Origin of the sequence: Vibrio mexicanus, from assembly GCF_001012815.1 — a bacterium.
GTDB lineage: Bacteria > Pseudomonadota > Gammaproteobacteria > Enterobacterales > Vibrionaceae > Vibrio > Vibrio mexicanus.
Map to the genome: position 1 here is coordinate 13731 of NZ_JYJP01000029.1, position 14591 is coordinate 28321.

Consider the following 14591-nt stretch of genomic DNA (forward strand, 5'->3'; position numbering starts at 1 on the left):
AATGAAACGTTATTTAGTCACTCTCGTACTCGCGATCGCAGCAATTGGCTCTGCGGCAACTTACTACTTTCATTATGTACAAAATCCATGGACCCGTGATGGTCAGGTACGTGCCCATGTTGTACAGGTAACCCCTCGTGTTACTGGCGCAATCACGCAACTCAACATTCAAGACAATGCTCAGGTGAACAAAGGCGATGTTCTCTTTGTCGTCGACCAAAGGCCCTATAAAGTCGCATTACTCAAGGCAAAAGCAGCCAAAGAGCAAGCAGATGCTTTGTTAGCTAAAGCGCAGAACGAGCTTCTTCGTGCTGTGGCGCTTGAACAGCGCTCACCAGGCGCGGTTCCAACATTAACACTTAACAACTATGAGACCGCGGTTGATACGGCTAAAGCGAACTTGTCTGTGGCCGAAGCATCAGTAGAGGATGCACTGTTGAACCTAAGCTATACCGAGGTCAAAGCACCAGCGAACGGATACGTGACAAACCTGCGTCACCATGTCGGTGCACAGGTGGTTGCCAATAACCCGGTTGTTGCTCTAATTGACTCCGATAGTTTTTGGATTGAAGGTTTTTTCAAAGAGACGGATTTATCTGATGTCGATGTGAATAAAACAGCAAACGTGACGCTATTGTCTGACCAAAACCGTGTGCTTGAAGGCCATGTAGAAAGCGTGGGATACGGTATCTCAAAAGTTGATGGCAGTACGGGGTATTCATTACTTCCAACCGTTAACCCTAACTTCCAGTGGATCCGACTTGCGCAACGCATCCCGGTAAAAGTGAAACTGACAGTCGTACCGAACGATGTTCAACTTCGTGTGGGTATGACCGCGTCAGTACAAATCAATAAGTAATTGATGCCTATTGAGTCATAAAGTGAGGTGACGGTATGTTTTCACAAAGTACAAAAGAGGCGATCAAAACAGGTTTAGCCTTATCACTGACCATGATGGTAGTGCATTGGTTAGGCTGGCAAAAAACCTCTTGGGCGATGTTGACTGTGTTCGTATTATCGCTCACTAATGTTTATGGTTTTTCCGCATTAAAGTCTCAAAATAGGGCTGTAGGAACCTTGCTCGGCGCTGTTGTGGCGTTTGTCATATTGAGTTTATTCTCGCAGTCACCACTCGGTTTCTTTGTGGCGATATTGAGCTTTCTTAGTTTTTGCGTTTACATGGGGTTTGACACCAAGCGTGGCTATCTATTCAATATTGCGATCACCGTTTGCTTAGTGATCACCAGTGCTGGTATCGATAGCGGAGCCGCAGGCTTATCAACAGCGATTTTGCGTCTACAAGAAACACTTTTAGGTGTTGTGGTGTTCTCGCTCGTCTATCGACTGGTATGGCCGGTGACAACTGAAAGTGAGTTTTATCGCATTGCAAATGATACCACCGCTAAGATTGAGGAAGCGCTCGATAGAGAGAGTTCAAGCCAATTAGACGAAGGTAGAAACAACTTTGATGTACCGCCGTTAGACATAAAGCCAATGGCAAAAAATGTAAAATTGCTCAGCGATCTCATTGCCTTACCGTCGAGTAAGAAAACTGAGCTGGCTGAAAAAAAAGCGATTCTACAACATGCAGTAAAGGGGTTGATGTACTGCGTAAGCGAACTTAAAAAACGTACAGAAGGGCGGAGTTCGGTTTCAAACGAATCGCTACGCGCTGCACTTACCGATGCAAAATCAGCACTTAATGATGGCGATAAACAAGCAATCGCAAGGTTAAGTAAGCTACCGACCGCTAGGGCTGAACAGTTGGTGCAGGATGTAAAACCGAATCGATGGAAAGGTATTGCCGTGTCGCTTGGTGTAGCAATAACGGTTATCGTGATGTGGCTTTATCTGCCAGCTCCAGGGGGCGCGTTGCTGCCAGTGTTTGGTCTGATTATTGCGGTTAATGTTTCACAAGCTCCAGCAAAACTGGCTACCCCAGTAATCATGCTTTATACCGTTTTCGCTGGGTCTATTCTGGCGCAATACGTGTTGGTGTTTCCAACGCTCACTGAGTCGTGGCAACTGGCCCTTATCTTCTTCATAAATGTTGTGGGGTGGTACAAATTGTTTGAGTTACTCAACCTAGGATCAGTAAAAGTGCTGATGGGAAATGCATTGATTAATATGGTCGGTAGCGCGACAGAGCTTACGCCTAGCTACAATATAGTGTCGCCATTAATGATGTTGGTGTTCCTGTTTGTTGTTATGGCCATCGTACGATTCTATGCACTTCTGTTTGAAGGATTGCCAAGCTATGTGGGCCTGCAACACAAGCATTCCTAGCCTTTGTATTTATGCCTAATACCAACGCGTTTTACTGAGCTTAATTTAGCTGGTGTAACTCGTTGGTTTTTTTTATCTGAGCATTTCAATTTAAACCCATCACTGATGATGGGTTTACGTGGATTTACCTTAGATGGTAACTAACGTGTTGTTTTCATGAAGCTAAATTTAGCTGGAATATCTGAGTCTATGACGTGTCCAGTCCGTCATAATGAATTGTTAGATTATTAAAATACTACATAAAATAACCCCAACTTAAGCAAACAAACACACACTTAATTGAGAGGTTACTATGACTACTTCAACTTTAACTAAAACAGCTGAGTTTCAAAACGGTACTATGTTCGCAACCGCAGAAGACATGCTGTATGTACTGCAACTTAATGGCTCTTGGTTCGAGATGGGCCAGCAGTACGGCGCACTTGCAGGCAAGCACATGCAAGCAATGTACGACGTTATTGTACAACCTGAATTTGACAAGGGACTGATTTCTCAAGCGGACGCTTTTGAACTATTTGGTTCACGAGTATTTGAAGCCCTATCGCTGCGCCGCAAACAGTACTTCCAAGGTGTTGCAGACTCACTAAACTGGCCGGTAGAAAAAGTGGTAGTATTAGACCAAAGTGGTCCAATGGCTATTTATCTAGGTAAGTTGCATTCATTTTCTGGCTGTTCTTCTTTGGCGACCTGGGGTGAGAATACAGTCAATCAAAACACAATGATTGGCCGCAACATGGATTGGAATGAACTGTTTTTAGACTTCCCAGTTTATGCAACAGTTTACAACCCGACAGACGGTTCAAATGGCGTGGTTAATGTGAGCTGGCCTGGTTGGACTTGGTTTGTAACAGGTTTCAACGACAAAGGTGTGTACACAGATTTGCACGATGGTACGTCTATGGGCGGTAACATTGTGTCAATTGAGAAGCCTTCTTTCTTGAACTCTGTGTTCGACTACATGACAGAATCAAATACTGCTGAAGCTCTAAGCGCTCGCTTCCAAGCTTCAAGAACGGACGTTGCCTCAATTTGGATGGTTGCAGACCAAAACGGTCAAGCATGTGCGTATGAAAATACTATTCAAGAGAACCGCAAACGTGTATCAGACAAAGGTGCATCATCCTTTGCCACGGTAAATACCTTCTTAAATCCTGATTGGGGTTTAGGTAAACGTGAAACACTGAGCTTCTCACTAAAACGTTTTGACAACTTAAACGCACGTCATGATGAGCAAGCGGGCCGCATTAACACACAGACAATGCGAGACATCTTCGATTTACCTCTTTATGAAGCCGATGGCAGCTTTAAAGAGAATGGCGGCGTCACTAAACCAATTAACCAAGACGTGGATCTCACTAACTACCAAGTTGTGGCTGACCTTAACGACTTGCAAATGTGGGTGAAGCTACCAGCACTGGGCAGTGAATCTGATTGGGCACATGTCGATGTAAAATCTCTATTCAAACAAAGCTAAGAACTTTCGAGCATGAGGCACATTAGCGTGTATAAACAAACCTTAAGTAGATTTTTACTCATGGTGTTTGTTTCGTTGGCAGTGGGATGTGCCGCTTCATTTCCTGAAGTTGAAAATGATTTTGAACAAAACTGGCAACCGACGACGTATCAAAGCGAGGTATACCTGATTCCTAGCGCACCCGAGTCGCTGGCGAGAAGGATTGACCTAGTGAGAAAAGCTCAACAGAGTATTGATATGACCTACTTCTCATGGGACAAAGATCTAGTTGGCCTCAAGTTACTCAATGAAATTAAACATGCAGCGGATCGCGGAGTAAAGGTCAGACTTACTCTTGACGACCTGTTAGTTTTTAATGAAAAATGGCTCGCTGAGTTAAACCATCACCACAATATTGAAATACGCCTTTTTAACGCGTTTAACTCACGCAAGACTGGATGGTTGGGTAGGGCGGTCGATTTCGTTGGTCATCGTGACACACTGGATCATAGACTGCATGAAAAATACTTTAACGTTGACCAGCAATGGATGATCTTAGGCGGCCGAAATATCGGGAATGCATACTTTGGGTATAGCCAAGTCGGTAATTTTTTCGATATGGATGTCTTATTCCGAGGCGAAGTCATCGAGCCTTTTTCTAACAACTACCATGAGTTATGGGATAGCGATTTAGTGGTTGAGGCAACAGAGAAAATTAATGTTGAAGCAAGCCGTACCTACCCTAACTTTTATAAAGCGCTTGCCCTTTCAGTTGATCAAGACTCGTCATTAGATGCCCATATAGAAAACACGGTGGCGTCGTTAGGGCGTATCGATTTTCTAGCGGCTTCGGTTATGCCTGTATTCGACTCTAGAGAAAAGATCGAGGATTTACAGCCGTATTTTAGGGCGCGTGCTGAAAACGTAGTGAATGATCGTTTAGATAATACAAAACACGTTGTGATTTCGTCACCCTACATTATTCCTGTAGAGGGGAAGTTGTCCTTTATTGATAAGCTGCGCGAGCATGATGTGGAAGTCGAGCTGTTTACCAATTCCTCTAGTTCCAATGATTCTGGATTTGTTCCTGCAATCTATCAGACGAGTCGAGACTTAATGTTAAACGCAGACGTCAAACTATTTGAGTACAAAGATAAAGCGAAAAATGATGACCACTATTTCCACGTGGACACGTACTATCATAATAAGACGGTCATCATTGATTCTCAGATGACCTACATTGGGTCGTCGAACTTTGACCCAAGGTCGGATTTTCTCAATATAGAGTTCGGTTTGTTTGTCGACAGCACAGATTTTGCCGAGCAGGTAAAACACTACTTAACTAGGCAACAAAGTGATTTGTTTTGGCAAGTTAGCGAGATGAAAGTGATAATACGGTTTGGGAGTCGGGCGATGAAGTCACCACTAATAATCCAAACTATGGCGGAGCACACCGTGTTACTGATTGGATGTTTAGGCAAATGGGTCTAGAGCTAGAGTTATAGAAAAAGGGGCGATACGCCCCTTTTTTATGATTGAGATTGAATCGATTTGAAATGTTTGATGTAAGAATCCACCGCTTTAATGATGGACTTTTTGATCTGTAGGATAGGTTTTGAGTGCGTGTTCCAAAGGCCAAATGAAAACTTCATTCCATTTTTCAATTCAGCAAGCTTAAGGGGTTCCAGGTTATCTGTAACGTACTGAGATTCCGACAGTACTTTAGGTAGCCACGCCCAACCCAAATCGCTTTGAATAAGCTTGATCGCCAGTGCAAGTTGGTCGACTTCTTCGTTGTCGGCAGAGACAATAATTTTATCCTTAAGGCCATCATTCACAAACGCTCGCAATACAAATTGTCTTGTCGTGCGGAGTGCTGATAACACTTCATCTTTTGGTAATTTAGATAGCTCCCCGCCTTTTTTTACGAAGGGCAGGAATTCGACATGACCGATAAGCGTCGAGTCTTTGCCATACATACCTTTACTGTTGTCGATGTTGACGAGCCCAAAGTGGATGTCACCATTGTTAATTCCTTCTTCCACTTCTTCTTTAGTTTTCACCAAGAAGTTAACGCGCATGTTGGGGAAGTCTTCAGCAAGCTGCTCGCGTATTGTTGAAAGCACGCCATGCGGGACAACGCTCGAATAGGCAAAGTTGATACGCTCTAACCCTCCGTAGGAAAGACTCAGTGCAATCTTGTCGAAAATCTTGGACTGATCAATCGTTGATTTGGCGTAGTGATAAAGAAGTTGTCCTTCTTCGGTGGGTTCCACTTTGCGGCCAATTCGTTCAAAAAGTTCAACGGCAAGAATGTCTTCCAAATTGGCGATAACTTGTCCTGTAGTGGTGCGGTGTTTGTTGAGTCTAGCAGCTGCCTTACTGAATGAGCGCTCTTCATAAACCGTCACAAAGGCCAAGAGTTGTTCAATGCTAAAATTCATTGATCTGGAACTCCCTAAATGTAACAAAAAATTATGTACTAAACGTATCACTGAAACAGGAGGTTGCCATCATTTTACTTAAGAGTTGTGACGTCATATCGGCTAATCAGATCGTTTTTGGAAGGGTGACGTCCTTCACAAGAGAGTTAGTGATTCGATAAATATGAATAAAAATATCAGCAGTACGGAGACAAGGTAGAAATGGTTTCTACCAACAGAGGGAGATAAAAATGTATTGCATAGGTATTAATAATGAAAAAACTCACCGCACTCACACTCGCTTTGACGACTCTGGCATGACAAACTTCGCGATGGCCGAGGAATCGACGCCTAACCCTTCTGATTTAACCGAGACGAGCACGTCAGCTTTCTTTGGTCTAAATAACCAAGGGGCGCTCAAAGGATCGATTTCTGGTGACTTCGATTTTGACAATGGCCAAACGGGAATGCTTACAGTTGAAGGCACCATGACAAAAGAAGGGAAGTATTCCGATAGTCGCTTACAATACTTCCACGTATTCACCACTCAAAATCAAACCGTACCGCGCGCCGCTGTTTCTCTTGATGTGATTGATAATGCGATGTTCACGTCTGCTTCATTGGGCGGTGTGTTAGCAGTAAATGCAGGTGTTGAAGGCCTTCAGTTATTTCCACGCCTAGGTGTGTTAGCGGGGGAATACTCAGATACTTCAGTTGCGGCATTTAATGCAAATGACAAAGAAGCTGTGGGTGGCTCAGCAGCATTTTATATGATGTATCAATTAGGCGACGATGGCACTTACATCGGTGCATGGCCGGAATACAACTACTTAGATGGTGATATCGAGACTTCACTTTTGAAAGCCACTTTGATGATCGCAACACCATTCGCTGCCGATAAAACACGTTGGGGTCAATTGCGCGTTGATAATACTTCAGGCTACATGAAGAACGATGTACAGAGCATTAATATCGACGACACAGTAGTGTGGGCGAACTACAAGTTTTACTTCTAATTCCTGTTAAAAGTCTAAAAGTCCACCTAAACAGGATAAGTGAAAAGAAGACCTCGCCGATGATTCACCGCTAAGTATGAGTTGGTCTGGTTTTTCCTTTCGCTTCAAAGCCGCAGTTAACCCTGCGGCTTTTCTACGTTTTGCGTCATGACCTATTGCCGTATTGGAAGGGTAGAATTTATGTGAATTGCACCATGAGAAGTTTGGGTTTCAATGGTGACGGTAGGTGAGTAAAATACTCGGCATTAGAAGTGTCCTTATTATTGTGTAATGGGACGTTATCGTCTATGGAGCGTAGGTTGAGTAATGAAACAGTCGGATAGCTATGCCCTAAATCGAATTGAAGCCGTTATCTCCTATATCGACAATAACCTTGAACAACCTCTTTCTCTTCACGATCTCGCGTCGATGAGCTGTTGGTCTCGATGGCAACTGCAACGCGTATTTCAAAACTTCACTGGGGTGAGTGTTGCTCAATACGTCCGCGAGCAAAAGCTATCACGCGCTGCAGAACATGTGCTTTGCGGTCAAACCAAAATGGTGGAGATTGCCTATCAATTTGGTTTTGGTTCTGAAGTTGCGTTTAGCCGTGCATTTAGTGCCTATTTTGGCTTAAGCCCGAAAAAGTACCAAAAGCGAGGGACTCGTGATGGTATTAAGGCACCCTGTATTCGCCCAGCATACGCAAACTATATTGATTCTGATTCTGTAAAAGGCTTCTTTCAGGTAAGAATTGAGCATGCCGCTAGCTTTTCTGTATTCGGTGTAAATCGAAAGGTGATGGGCGTGATGGCAGCAAATCCGGATTATGCGCAGTCCGTACCAAAGGCCTGGCAATCTTATAAGCAGGCTATTGGCGACAAAACAAAAGATATCCAAACTTGGATTGGTGTTATCGATATAGAACCTAGTGGAAGCGACACCTTAGGGGAGTTGAACTATTTAGCAGGCAGTGAGCTTGTCCATTCTGACTTAGAATGTGTTGAAGTGCCTGAAAATGATTTTGCCGTCTTGCCTTATTCAGGAGAAATACAGCACTTTGCACAGGCGGTAGCGTGGTTGGTTATACATTGGTTGCCATCTTCGGGCTACATTGCTGTTGACGGGCCCGAACTTGAAATTTATCGAGGCGAGAGTGATAGCAAAGAGTTTGTAGCAGAGTATTGGTTGCCGATCCGCAAAGCTTAATTTTTGATCCTTCCTGACGCGTTGATCCGTGTTACGTCAATCTAAACTCGCCTGTTACTGACAAAAAACTCACATCAGACTGTAAACATGCACCAAATTGTTATGTTTTTTCAAATTTAGTCAATACAATTGCAAACGATAATAATTCGCAATTATATTTCTAAATTAGAAAAAGCAGGGACTGATGAAAATCAACACATTTTGCAAGACGCCTCTAAGCGCGGCCATTGCTGCCGCAATGATGGTCTCGTCATTTGCTCACGCTCAAGCTACAGAATCAAACAACTCAGAGATTGAAACGATTTCGGTACTAGGCCAAACCTACCGAAATACGGCAACCAAAACTTCTCTAGAGCCTGAAGAAACTCCGCAAGCCATTACAATTATCGATAGCGAAACACTAGAGAATCGTGGTGTTAAGTCATTAAACCAAGCGCTACGATACGCGCCGGGTGTCGTAACAGAGCAGAAGGGTGGCTCGGTTACCATGTACGACACTTTCAACATCCGCGGTTTTGACGTACAGCAGAGCTACTACGACGGTTTAGCACTTCAGTTCCTAAATGGTTGGAACCTTCAACCACAGATTGATCCCATTGCCATTCAGCAAGTAGAGATCTTCAAAGGGCCAACATCGGTACTTTACGGTGCAATGCCACCAGGTGGCATGGTCAACATGATCGCGAAAACACCGCAGAAAGAGTCGAGCACAGAAGTGATCGCCGCTAGCGGTTCGCGTAACCTTGTTGAGTTTTCAATTGATTCAACCGGTCAAATCGGTGATGGTCCATTTAGTTATCGTATCATCGGCCTTGCACGCCAGCGTGACGGTCAAGTCGACCACACGAAAGAAGAGCGATACGTATTTGCGCCATCACTGAACTGGCAGGTATCAGACCGCACGTTGATCAACTTCAACATGTATTACCAGAATGATCCAGAGATGGGCATTAACTCAGCAATGCCATCATCAGGATCACTGACGGACAATCCGAACGGGACTACGACGCCAAATACGTTTGTTGGTGATAAGAACTGGAGTACGTTCGAACGTGAATTCTTGATGCTCGGTTATAAGATTGACCACCAAATCGCGAGCGACTGGAACTTCCTACAGAACTTCCGTTATACCGACGCTGAACTCTACCAAGAGAATACTTACCACAGCGATTATTACGGCCACTGGGACCCAACAACGGGTAATCTAGACCGTAATATTTACAGCACAGATGAAGAGTCAAAAGGATACACAATTGATAACCAACTTTCAGGTTACATTGTCACAGGTGAAGTTGAACATAACCTATTGCTAGGTTTGGATTACCAACACCTTAAGGGCTCGTCGGTTTATGCGGAATACGGCAGTACAAGTCAGTTTGGGGATTTCAATATCTTTAATCCAAACAATGACCTAATCAACCGTGATTCGCTAACAAAAGCATTTGAAGTACGTGATGATATTAAGCTTCGCCAACTAGGTGTCTATCTGCAAGACCAAATTCGCTATGACCGTTTAGTTGTGATTGCTGGTGGTCGCTACGATACCTATAAAACTAGCAGCGATTACGCGGGCTCATACACCGAAGCAGACGACAGTTCATTCTCTTACCGTGTTGGTGCATTGTATGAATTGGACAACGGCATTTCGCCATTTGCCAACTACGCAACTAGCTTCCAACCTGTATCGGGGACTTCTTCATTCGGTGAAGCGTATGAGCCAGAAACAGGTGAGCAAATCGAAGTGGGTGTGAAGTATCAGTCTTCGGACTACAGCAAAACGGCATCGGCGTCGCTATTTAGAATCGAGAAAAATGATGTATTGGTGACCGACCCAAGTTCAGCTGACTTCCAAGATCAACTTCAGGTAGGTCAAATCCGCTCGCAAGGTATAGAACTTGAAGGGATGATTCAGCTAACTTCTGAGTTTGATGTGGCAGCTAACTATACATACACCGATATGGAAATCACCAAAGACAGTGCGAACGGGCTGCAAGGAACAACACCAATCTATGTTCCAGAACATGCAGCAAATCTTTGGTCTAACTACCGTTGGTTTGAAGGTCCGTTGTCGGGTACACGCCTAAGTGGTGGTGTTCGCTACACAGGCGAAATGCAAATGGATGCAACCAACACCCAAGGTAAGGTTCCGGCTTACACAGTTGTCGACCTATCTGTTGGATATGAGTTGGGTTACATGAGTGAATCCCTATCTGGAATGACAGTGAACTTGCTCGCTAACAACCTATTTGGGGAGGAATACTTCACTTGTTACGACCAAACCAACTGCTGGTACGGTGAAGAACGAACTATTGAGTTGAACTTCAAAACAAGCTTCTAATTTAGGTTTGTTTAATAGGAAAGCAGTGTGCAATCAGCACACTGCTTTTGTTGGTTAAACCACTGAATACTATCAGTACAATCCATTAATTTAGAAAAGAGATGTCATGTATAGACTGAGCGAAGTAGAAGTCATACGCGATGAGCGCACCATACTTTCGATCCCTAATCTCACTATTTCTTCTGATCAATTTACGGTGATCCTTGGCCACAATGGCTCGGGTAAATCGACATTGGTTAATTTGTTATCGAATCAGTTCTCAGCCGAGAAAGGACAAGTGACGCTCAACGACAAGCGAGTTGCCGAGTTTTCGTCCAAGCAGCTTGCTCAGCAAGTGGCGTACCTACCGCAGAAACTGCCAGAAGTGGCTGGCTTAACCGTGAGAGAGCTGGTTCGTTTAGGTCGCTATCCTTGGCGTGGTGTTTTTGGGCGTTGGAACCAACAAGACGCACAAATCATCAATAAAGCGATGATGATGACGGGTGTTGAGTCTTATGCAGAATCACTTGCAGATCAGCTTTCGGGCGGTGAGCGTCAGCGCGCTTGGGTGTCTATGTTACTTGCGCAGCAGTCAGATATTTTGATCCTCGATGAGCCGACATCAGCTTTAGACATTCAGCATCAATACCAGCTTATGGCTCTGCTCAAAGATTTAAACGAGCAAACCGGCAAGGGCATTATCGTGATTATTCATGACCTTAACTTAGCGTTGAAATATGCCAGCCGTGTTATTGCGCTTAAAGGCGGCAAGGTGTTCTTCGAAGGTGAAACAGAAAATCTTCATAATGAGAGCCTTCTCTCTGAGCTGTACTCTACGCCTGTAAAACTTATCAACCATCCAACACAAGACTGCAAGGTGGCTGTCGTATGTTAACTCATTCAATTTCAGAACTAAAAATCGCACGCAAAGCATGGGCTCTGGCCTTCGCATCGCTGGTTTTAGCAATGCTAAGTGCTTCTGCTTCTGCTTTTGCACAGCATCGAGTTATTGATAGCCGAGGTGAGCAAGTGTTAGACGCAGTGCCTCAGCGAGTTGCAGCGTTGAACTGGGATATCGCAGAGCAAGTGATTGAATTAGCCGTTGAACCGGTGGGTATGCCTGACATCGCAGGTTATGAAGAGTGGGTTGTGAAACCCGCAGTCCCGGAATCAACTCAGGACATCGGAACTCGTGTGGAGCCTAACTTTGAGCGTTTAGCGCAGTTAGAACCTGACGTAATTATTATTGCCTCTCCGCAGCTTGATCTGCTGCCGCGTTTAGAAAAGATTGCTCCAGTGCTTTATTACCATACGTACAGCGATAAACATAATAACTCACAAGCTGCGATCAACAATTTTACCCAGATTGCCCAAGCTCTTGATAAACAAGCCCTAGCGCATCAAAAGTTGGATGATATGGAAACCCAATTGGCCGCTATGTCTGCCCAACTCGATAGAGCGTTTCCTAGTGGTAAGCCAAACGTAAATGCATTCCGATTTGCCAGTACCACTTCTGTCTATTTGTATGGCGACAATTCAACGACGCAATACGTTCTCGAAAAGCTAGGCTTTAACCCTAAAATTGAAAAGCCTGCAAGCCAATGGGGTGTCACACAGGTTCGTATCAATGAGCTAAAAAACATTGAAGATGGTATAGGCCTTTACTTCAAACCATTTGATCAAGAAGCTAAGTTATCACGCTCTGTGTTATGGCAAGCTCTGCCATTCGTCCGCTATGGCAAGGTCAACAGTGTCGAACCCGTTTGGAACTATGGTGGCGCAATGTCGCTGCTGTACACCGCTCAAGCTGTGACAGACAGCTTGCTTGAAATCGCTGAGCAGCAAAATTCAACGCTATGAGCATTGCAAGTAATACGTTAGCTGAGGCCGATTTTAGAAAGGCTAGCTCTTCAATTATCGTGGCAGCACTGGCACTCGTTTGCGTCTTTGTCGCTGTATTGAGTGTGAATAGTGATCTACCTTTAGGCGCGCAGCTGGATTTGGTTGGCTCGTTGTCTTTTAGCTTCGATGACGACAGTAACTTCGAAGAAATACTGTTTACCCAATCAACCTTGCCTCGAGCGGTTATGGCGGTGTTGGTTGGTTCCATACTTGGGCTTGTAGGCAGTGTTCTACAGCAACTGACGCAAAACCATTTAGTTAGCCCTTTAACAATAGGCACATCCGCTGGCGCATGGCTAGCGATGGTGGTTGGCAGCGTAAGTTTTCCAATGGTCATGGCTGAGTACTCTGCAGCGGTAGCGATGGCGGGTTCCTTATTTACCTTCGGCTTGGTCGTTTTGATTGTTGGCTTAAGTAATTTATCCGGACTGTCTGTCGTACTTGCGGGTATGGCGGTCAATATCTTAATGGGAGCGATTGCGACAGCCATCACCTTGCTTAATGATCAGTATGCAAAGAATCTGTTTATTTGGGGAGCAGGGGATCTGGCGCAAAATGGTTGGGAGAATTTGCTGTGGCTAGTTCCCAAACTTCTACCTGCAATACTGATAGTTGTTTTTGCACCTCGCGTATTGGCATTGTTAAGACTCGGCCAGAGTGGTGCTCAATCTCGTGGGCTGAGTATCGTGCCTGCGTTTTTCTGCATTCTGCTGCTATCGCTTTGGCTTGTGTCTGCCTCAATCAGTACAGTGGGTGTGATTAGTTTTATAGGGCTTCTGTCTCCCAATATTGCAAGAGCTTTAGGGGCAAGAACGCCTCGTTACGAGCTATTGATGAGTGCATTGTTAGGCGCGTTACTATTGCTGGTTACAGATTGGGTTGCGATCGAAATGAGTTACTACTCATACGACTTCATTCCAAGCGGTACAACTGCGGCTTTAATCGGCGCACCTGCGCTCATCTTCTTTACTCGCAGAAAACTCAAGGCTCAGGATCAAATCTCTATTTCGTTACCCAAGAGTCATATTGCTTTGACTCGCGGCGTGTATCTAAAACTAATAGGCTGTTTCGCAACCGTGGTTTTGTTGAGCATATTTGTCACTCAAACCGGGCTTGAGGGTGAGGCCAGCTATGCGGTGAGAGTGCCAGATACCTTTACTTTTGAACTTATGTGGCCGAGGTTACTGACGGCAGTGTTTGTTGGCTCAGGTTTATCGGTCGCGGGGGTATTGCTCCAACGTCTGATCTATAACCCGTTAGCGAGCCCAGATATTTTAGGCTTATCTTCAGGGGCGACGTTTGTTCTGGTTGCAGCAAGTATTTTTGTGGGAGTGAACATCTTTGATTCTGCGCCGTTACTAGCGTTCATGGGAAGCATGTCGGTGTTGGTATTACTGCTAATCTTAGGTCGAAAAAACCACTATGCGCCCTCAATGCTTATCCTAACAGGTATTGCACTGACCGCATTGATCGACAGCTTAGTTCAGTTCGCTCTATCTAGAGCAAACGAAGATAGCTACGCGATTTTGACTTGGCTGTCTGGCTCGACATACCGCGTCACGCCTAGTATGGCGTTGACCTTAGGTTTATCGATTTTTGTGCTGGCCAGTTTAGCCTTAGTGACTCATCGTTGGTTAACCCTACTTTCTGCGGGCAGAGCATTTGCGCAGGCGAGGGGGCTCAATGTTCCTTTGGTTTTTGCTGCACTTTTCGTGTTAGTCGCACTGATTTGTGCGATTACAACGGCTGTCATGGGGCCAGTTGGCTTTCTTGGGATGTTAGCGCCTCACATGGCTGTGATGCTCGGTGCGCGTAAAGTAAAAGAGCAAATTGTTGTTGCTATGCTTGCTGGGTCGACCTTACTGGTGCTTGCGAACTGGTTAGGTCAAACCATTCGTTATCCAGCAGAAATCGCCGCTGGCACCATAGTCTCTGTATTAGGTGGCGGTTACTTCTTACTGCTACTGTTTAAAGCACGAATGTCAGGGCAATGATAGCCCTAACAT

The 14591-nt window shown here is 44.8% G+C and carries 10 protein-coding genes and 1 pseudogene; 10 read left to right on the top strand and 1 reads right to left on the bottom strand.

Annotated features, from left to right (window positions below; translation table 11 throughout):
- Position 1 precedes the first annotated feature (1 nt).
- The 4 genes and pseudogenes from UA76_RS05640 (at position 2) to UA76_RS05655 (ending at position 5244) form a co-directional block, all read left to right on the top strand.
- Positions 2–859 (top strand): HlyD family secretion protein, encoded by an 858-nt coding sequence (locus UA76_RS05640; protein WP_047043897.1) that lies wholly within the window; start codon positions 2–4, stop codon positions 857–859.
- Positions 860–894: 35 nt separating this feature from the next.
- Positions 895–2286 carry an FUSC family protein gene (locus tag UA76_RS05645; RefSeq protein ID WP_047043899.1) on the top strand — a complete coding sequence of 464 codons (1392 nt, stop codon included), beginning with the start codon at positions 895–897 and terminating at the stop codon, positions 2284–2286.
- A 292-nt stretch (positions 2287–2578) separates the two neighbouring features.
- On the top strand, positions 2579–3760 hold the full coding sequence (locus UA76_RS05650) for a C45 family autoproteolytic acyltransferase/hydrolase (protein WP_047043901.1): 1182 nt from the start codon (positions 2579–2581) through the stop codon (positions 3758–3760).
- 60 nt (positions 3761–3820) lie between these two features.
- Positions 3821–5244, top strand: a pseudogene (locus UA76_RS05655) (phospholipase D family protein).
- 24 nt (positions 5245–5268) lie between these two features.
- Here UA76_RS05655 and UA76_RS05660 read toward each other — a convergent pair.
- Positions 5269–6183 (bottom strand): LysR family transcriptional regulator, encoded by a 915-nt coding sequence (locus UA76_RS05660; RefSeq protein ID WP_047043902.1) that lies wholly within the window; start codon positions 6181–6183, stop codon positions 5269–5271.
- 230 nt (positions 6184–6413) lie between these two features.
- Here UA76_RS05660 and UA76_RS05665 point away from each other — a divergent pair, with 230 nt between their 5' ends.
- The 6 genes from UA76_RS05665 (at position 6414) to fhuB (ending at position 14579) form a co-directional block, all read left to right on the top strand.
- Positions 6414–7178 (top strand): hypothetical protein, encoded by a 765-nt coding sequence (locus tag UA76_RS05665; RefSeq protein WP_052771962.1) that lies wholly within the window; start codon positions 6414–6416, stop codon positions 7176–7178.
- A 306-nt stretch (positions 7179–7484) separates the two neighbouring features.
- Positions 7485–8366: an AraC family transcriptional regulator gene (locus UA76_RS05670; protein ID WP_047043904.1), complete on the top strand. Its 882-nt coding sequence runs from the start codon at positions 7485–7487 to the stop codon at positions 8364–8366.
- Positions 8367–8550: 184 nt separating this feature from the next.
- Positions 8551–10704 (top strand): TonB-dependent siderophore receptor, encoded by a 2154-nt coding sequence (locus tag UA76_RS05675; RefSeq protein WP_047043906.1) that lies wholly within the window; start codon positions 8551–8553, stop codon positions 10702–10704.
- 106 nt (positions 10705–10810) lie between these two features.
- Entirely contained in the window at positions 10811–11578 is a 768-nt protein-coding gene (locus UA76_RS05680) for an ABC transporter ATP-binding protein (protein WP_047043907.1), read from the top strand.
- A gap of 71 nt (positions 11579–11649) precedes the next feature.
- A complete protein-coding gene (locus tag UA76_RS05685; protein WP_047044049.1) occupies positions 11650–12543 on the top strand; it encodes an iron-siderophore ABC transporter substrate-binding protein in 894 nt (297 codons plus the stop codon).
- The gene (gene fhuB, locus UA76_RS05690) at positions 12540–14579 is read left to right on the top strand and encodes a Fe(3+)-hydroxamate ABC transporter permease FhuB (RefSeq protein ID WP_084705474.1); all 2040 of its coding nucleotides are present in this window, start codon (positions 12540–12542) and stop codon (positions 14577–14579) included. Before UA76_RS05685 ends, fhuB begins: the two co-directional genes overlap by 4 nt.
- The last annotated feature ends 12 nt before the right edge of the window (positions 14580–14591 follow it).

Excerpts from the sequence above, each read along its gene's own strand:
- UA76_RS05640 (WP_047043897.1), top strand. The coding sequence starts at position 2 with ATGAAACGTTATTTAGTCACTCTCGTACTCGCGATCGCAGCAATTGGC.
- UA76_RS05645 (WP_047043899.1), top strand. The coding sequence starts at position 895 with ATGTTTTCACAAAGTACAAAAGAGGCGATCAAAACAGGTTTAGCCTTA.
- UA76_RS05650 (WP_047043901.1), top strand. The coding sequence starts at position 2,579 with ATGACTACTTCAACTTTAACTAAAACAGCTGAGTTTCAAAACGGTACT.
- UA76_RS05660 (WP_047043902.1), bottom strand. The coding sequence starts at position 6,183 with ATGAATTTTAGCATTGAACAACTCTTGGCCTTTGTGACGGTTTATGAA.
- UA76_RS05665 (WP_052771962.1), top strand. The coding sequence starts at position 6,414 with ATGTATTGCATAGGTATTAATAATGAAAAAACTCACCGCACTCACACT.
- UA76_RS05670 (WP_047043904.1), top strand. The coding sequence starts at position 7,485 with ATGAAACAGTCGGATAGCTATGCCCTAAATCGAATTGAAGCCGTTATC.
- UA76_RS05675 (WP_047043906.1), top strand. The coding sequence starts at position 8,551 with ATGAAAATCAACACATTTTGCAAGACGCCTCTAAGCGCGGCCATTGCT.
- UA76_RS05680 (WP_047043907.1), top strand. The coding sequence starts at position 10,811 with ATGTATAGACTGAGCGAAGTAGAAGTCATACGCGATGAGCGCACCATA.
- UA76_RS05685 (WP_047044049.1), top strand. The coding sequence starts at position 11,650 with ATGCTAAGTGCTTCTGCTTCTGCTTTTGCACAGCATCGAGTTATTGAT.
- fhuB (WP_084705474.1), top strand. The coding sequence starts at position 12,540 with ATGAGCATTGCAAGTAATACGTTAGCTGAGGCCGATTTTAGAAAGGCT.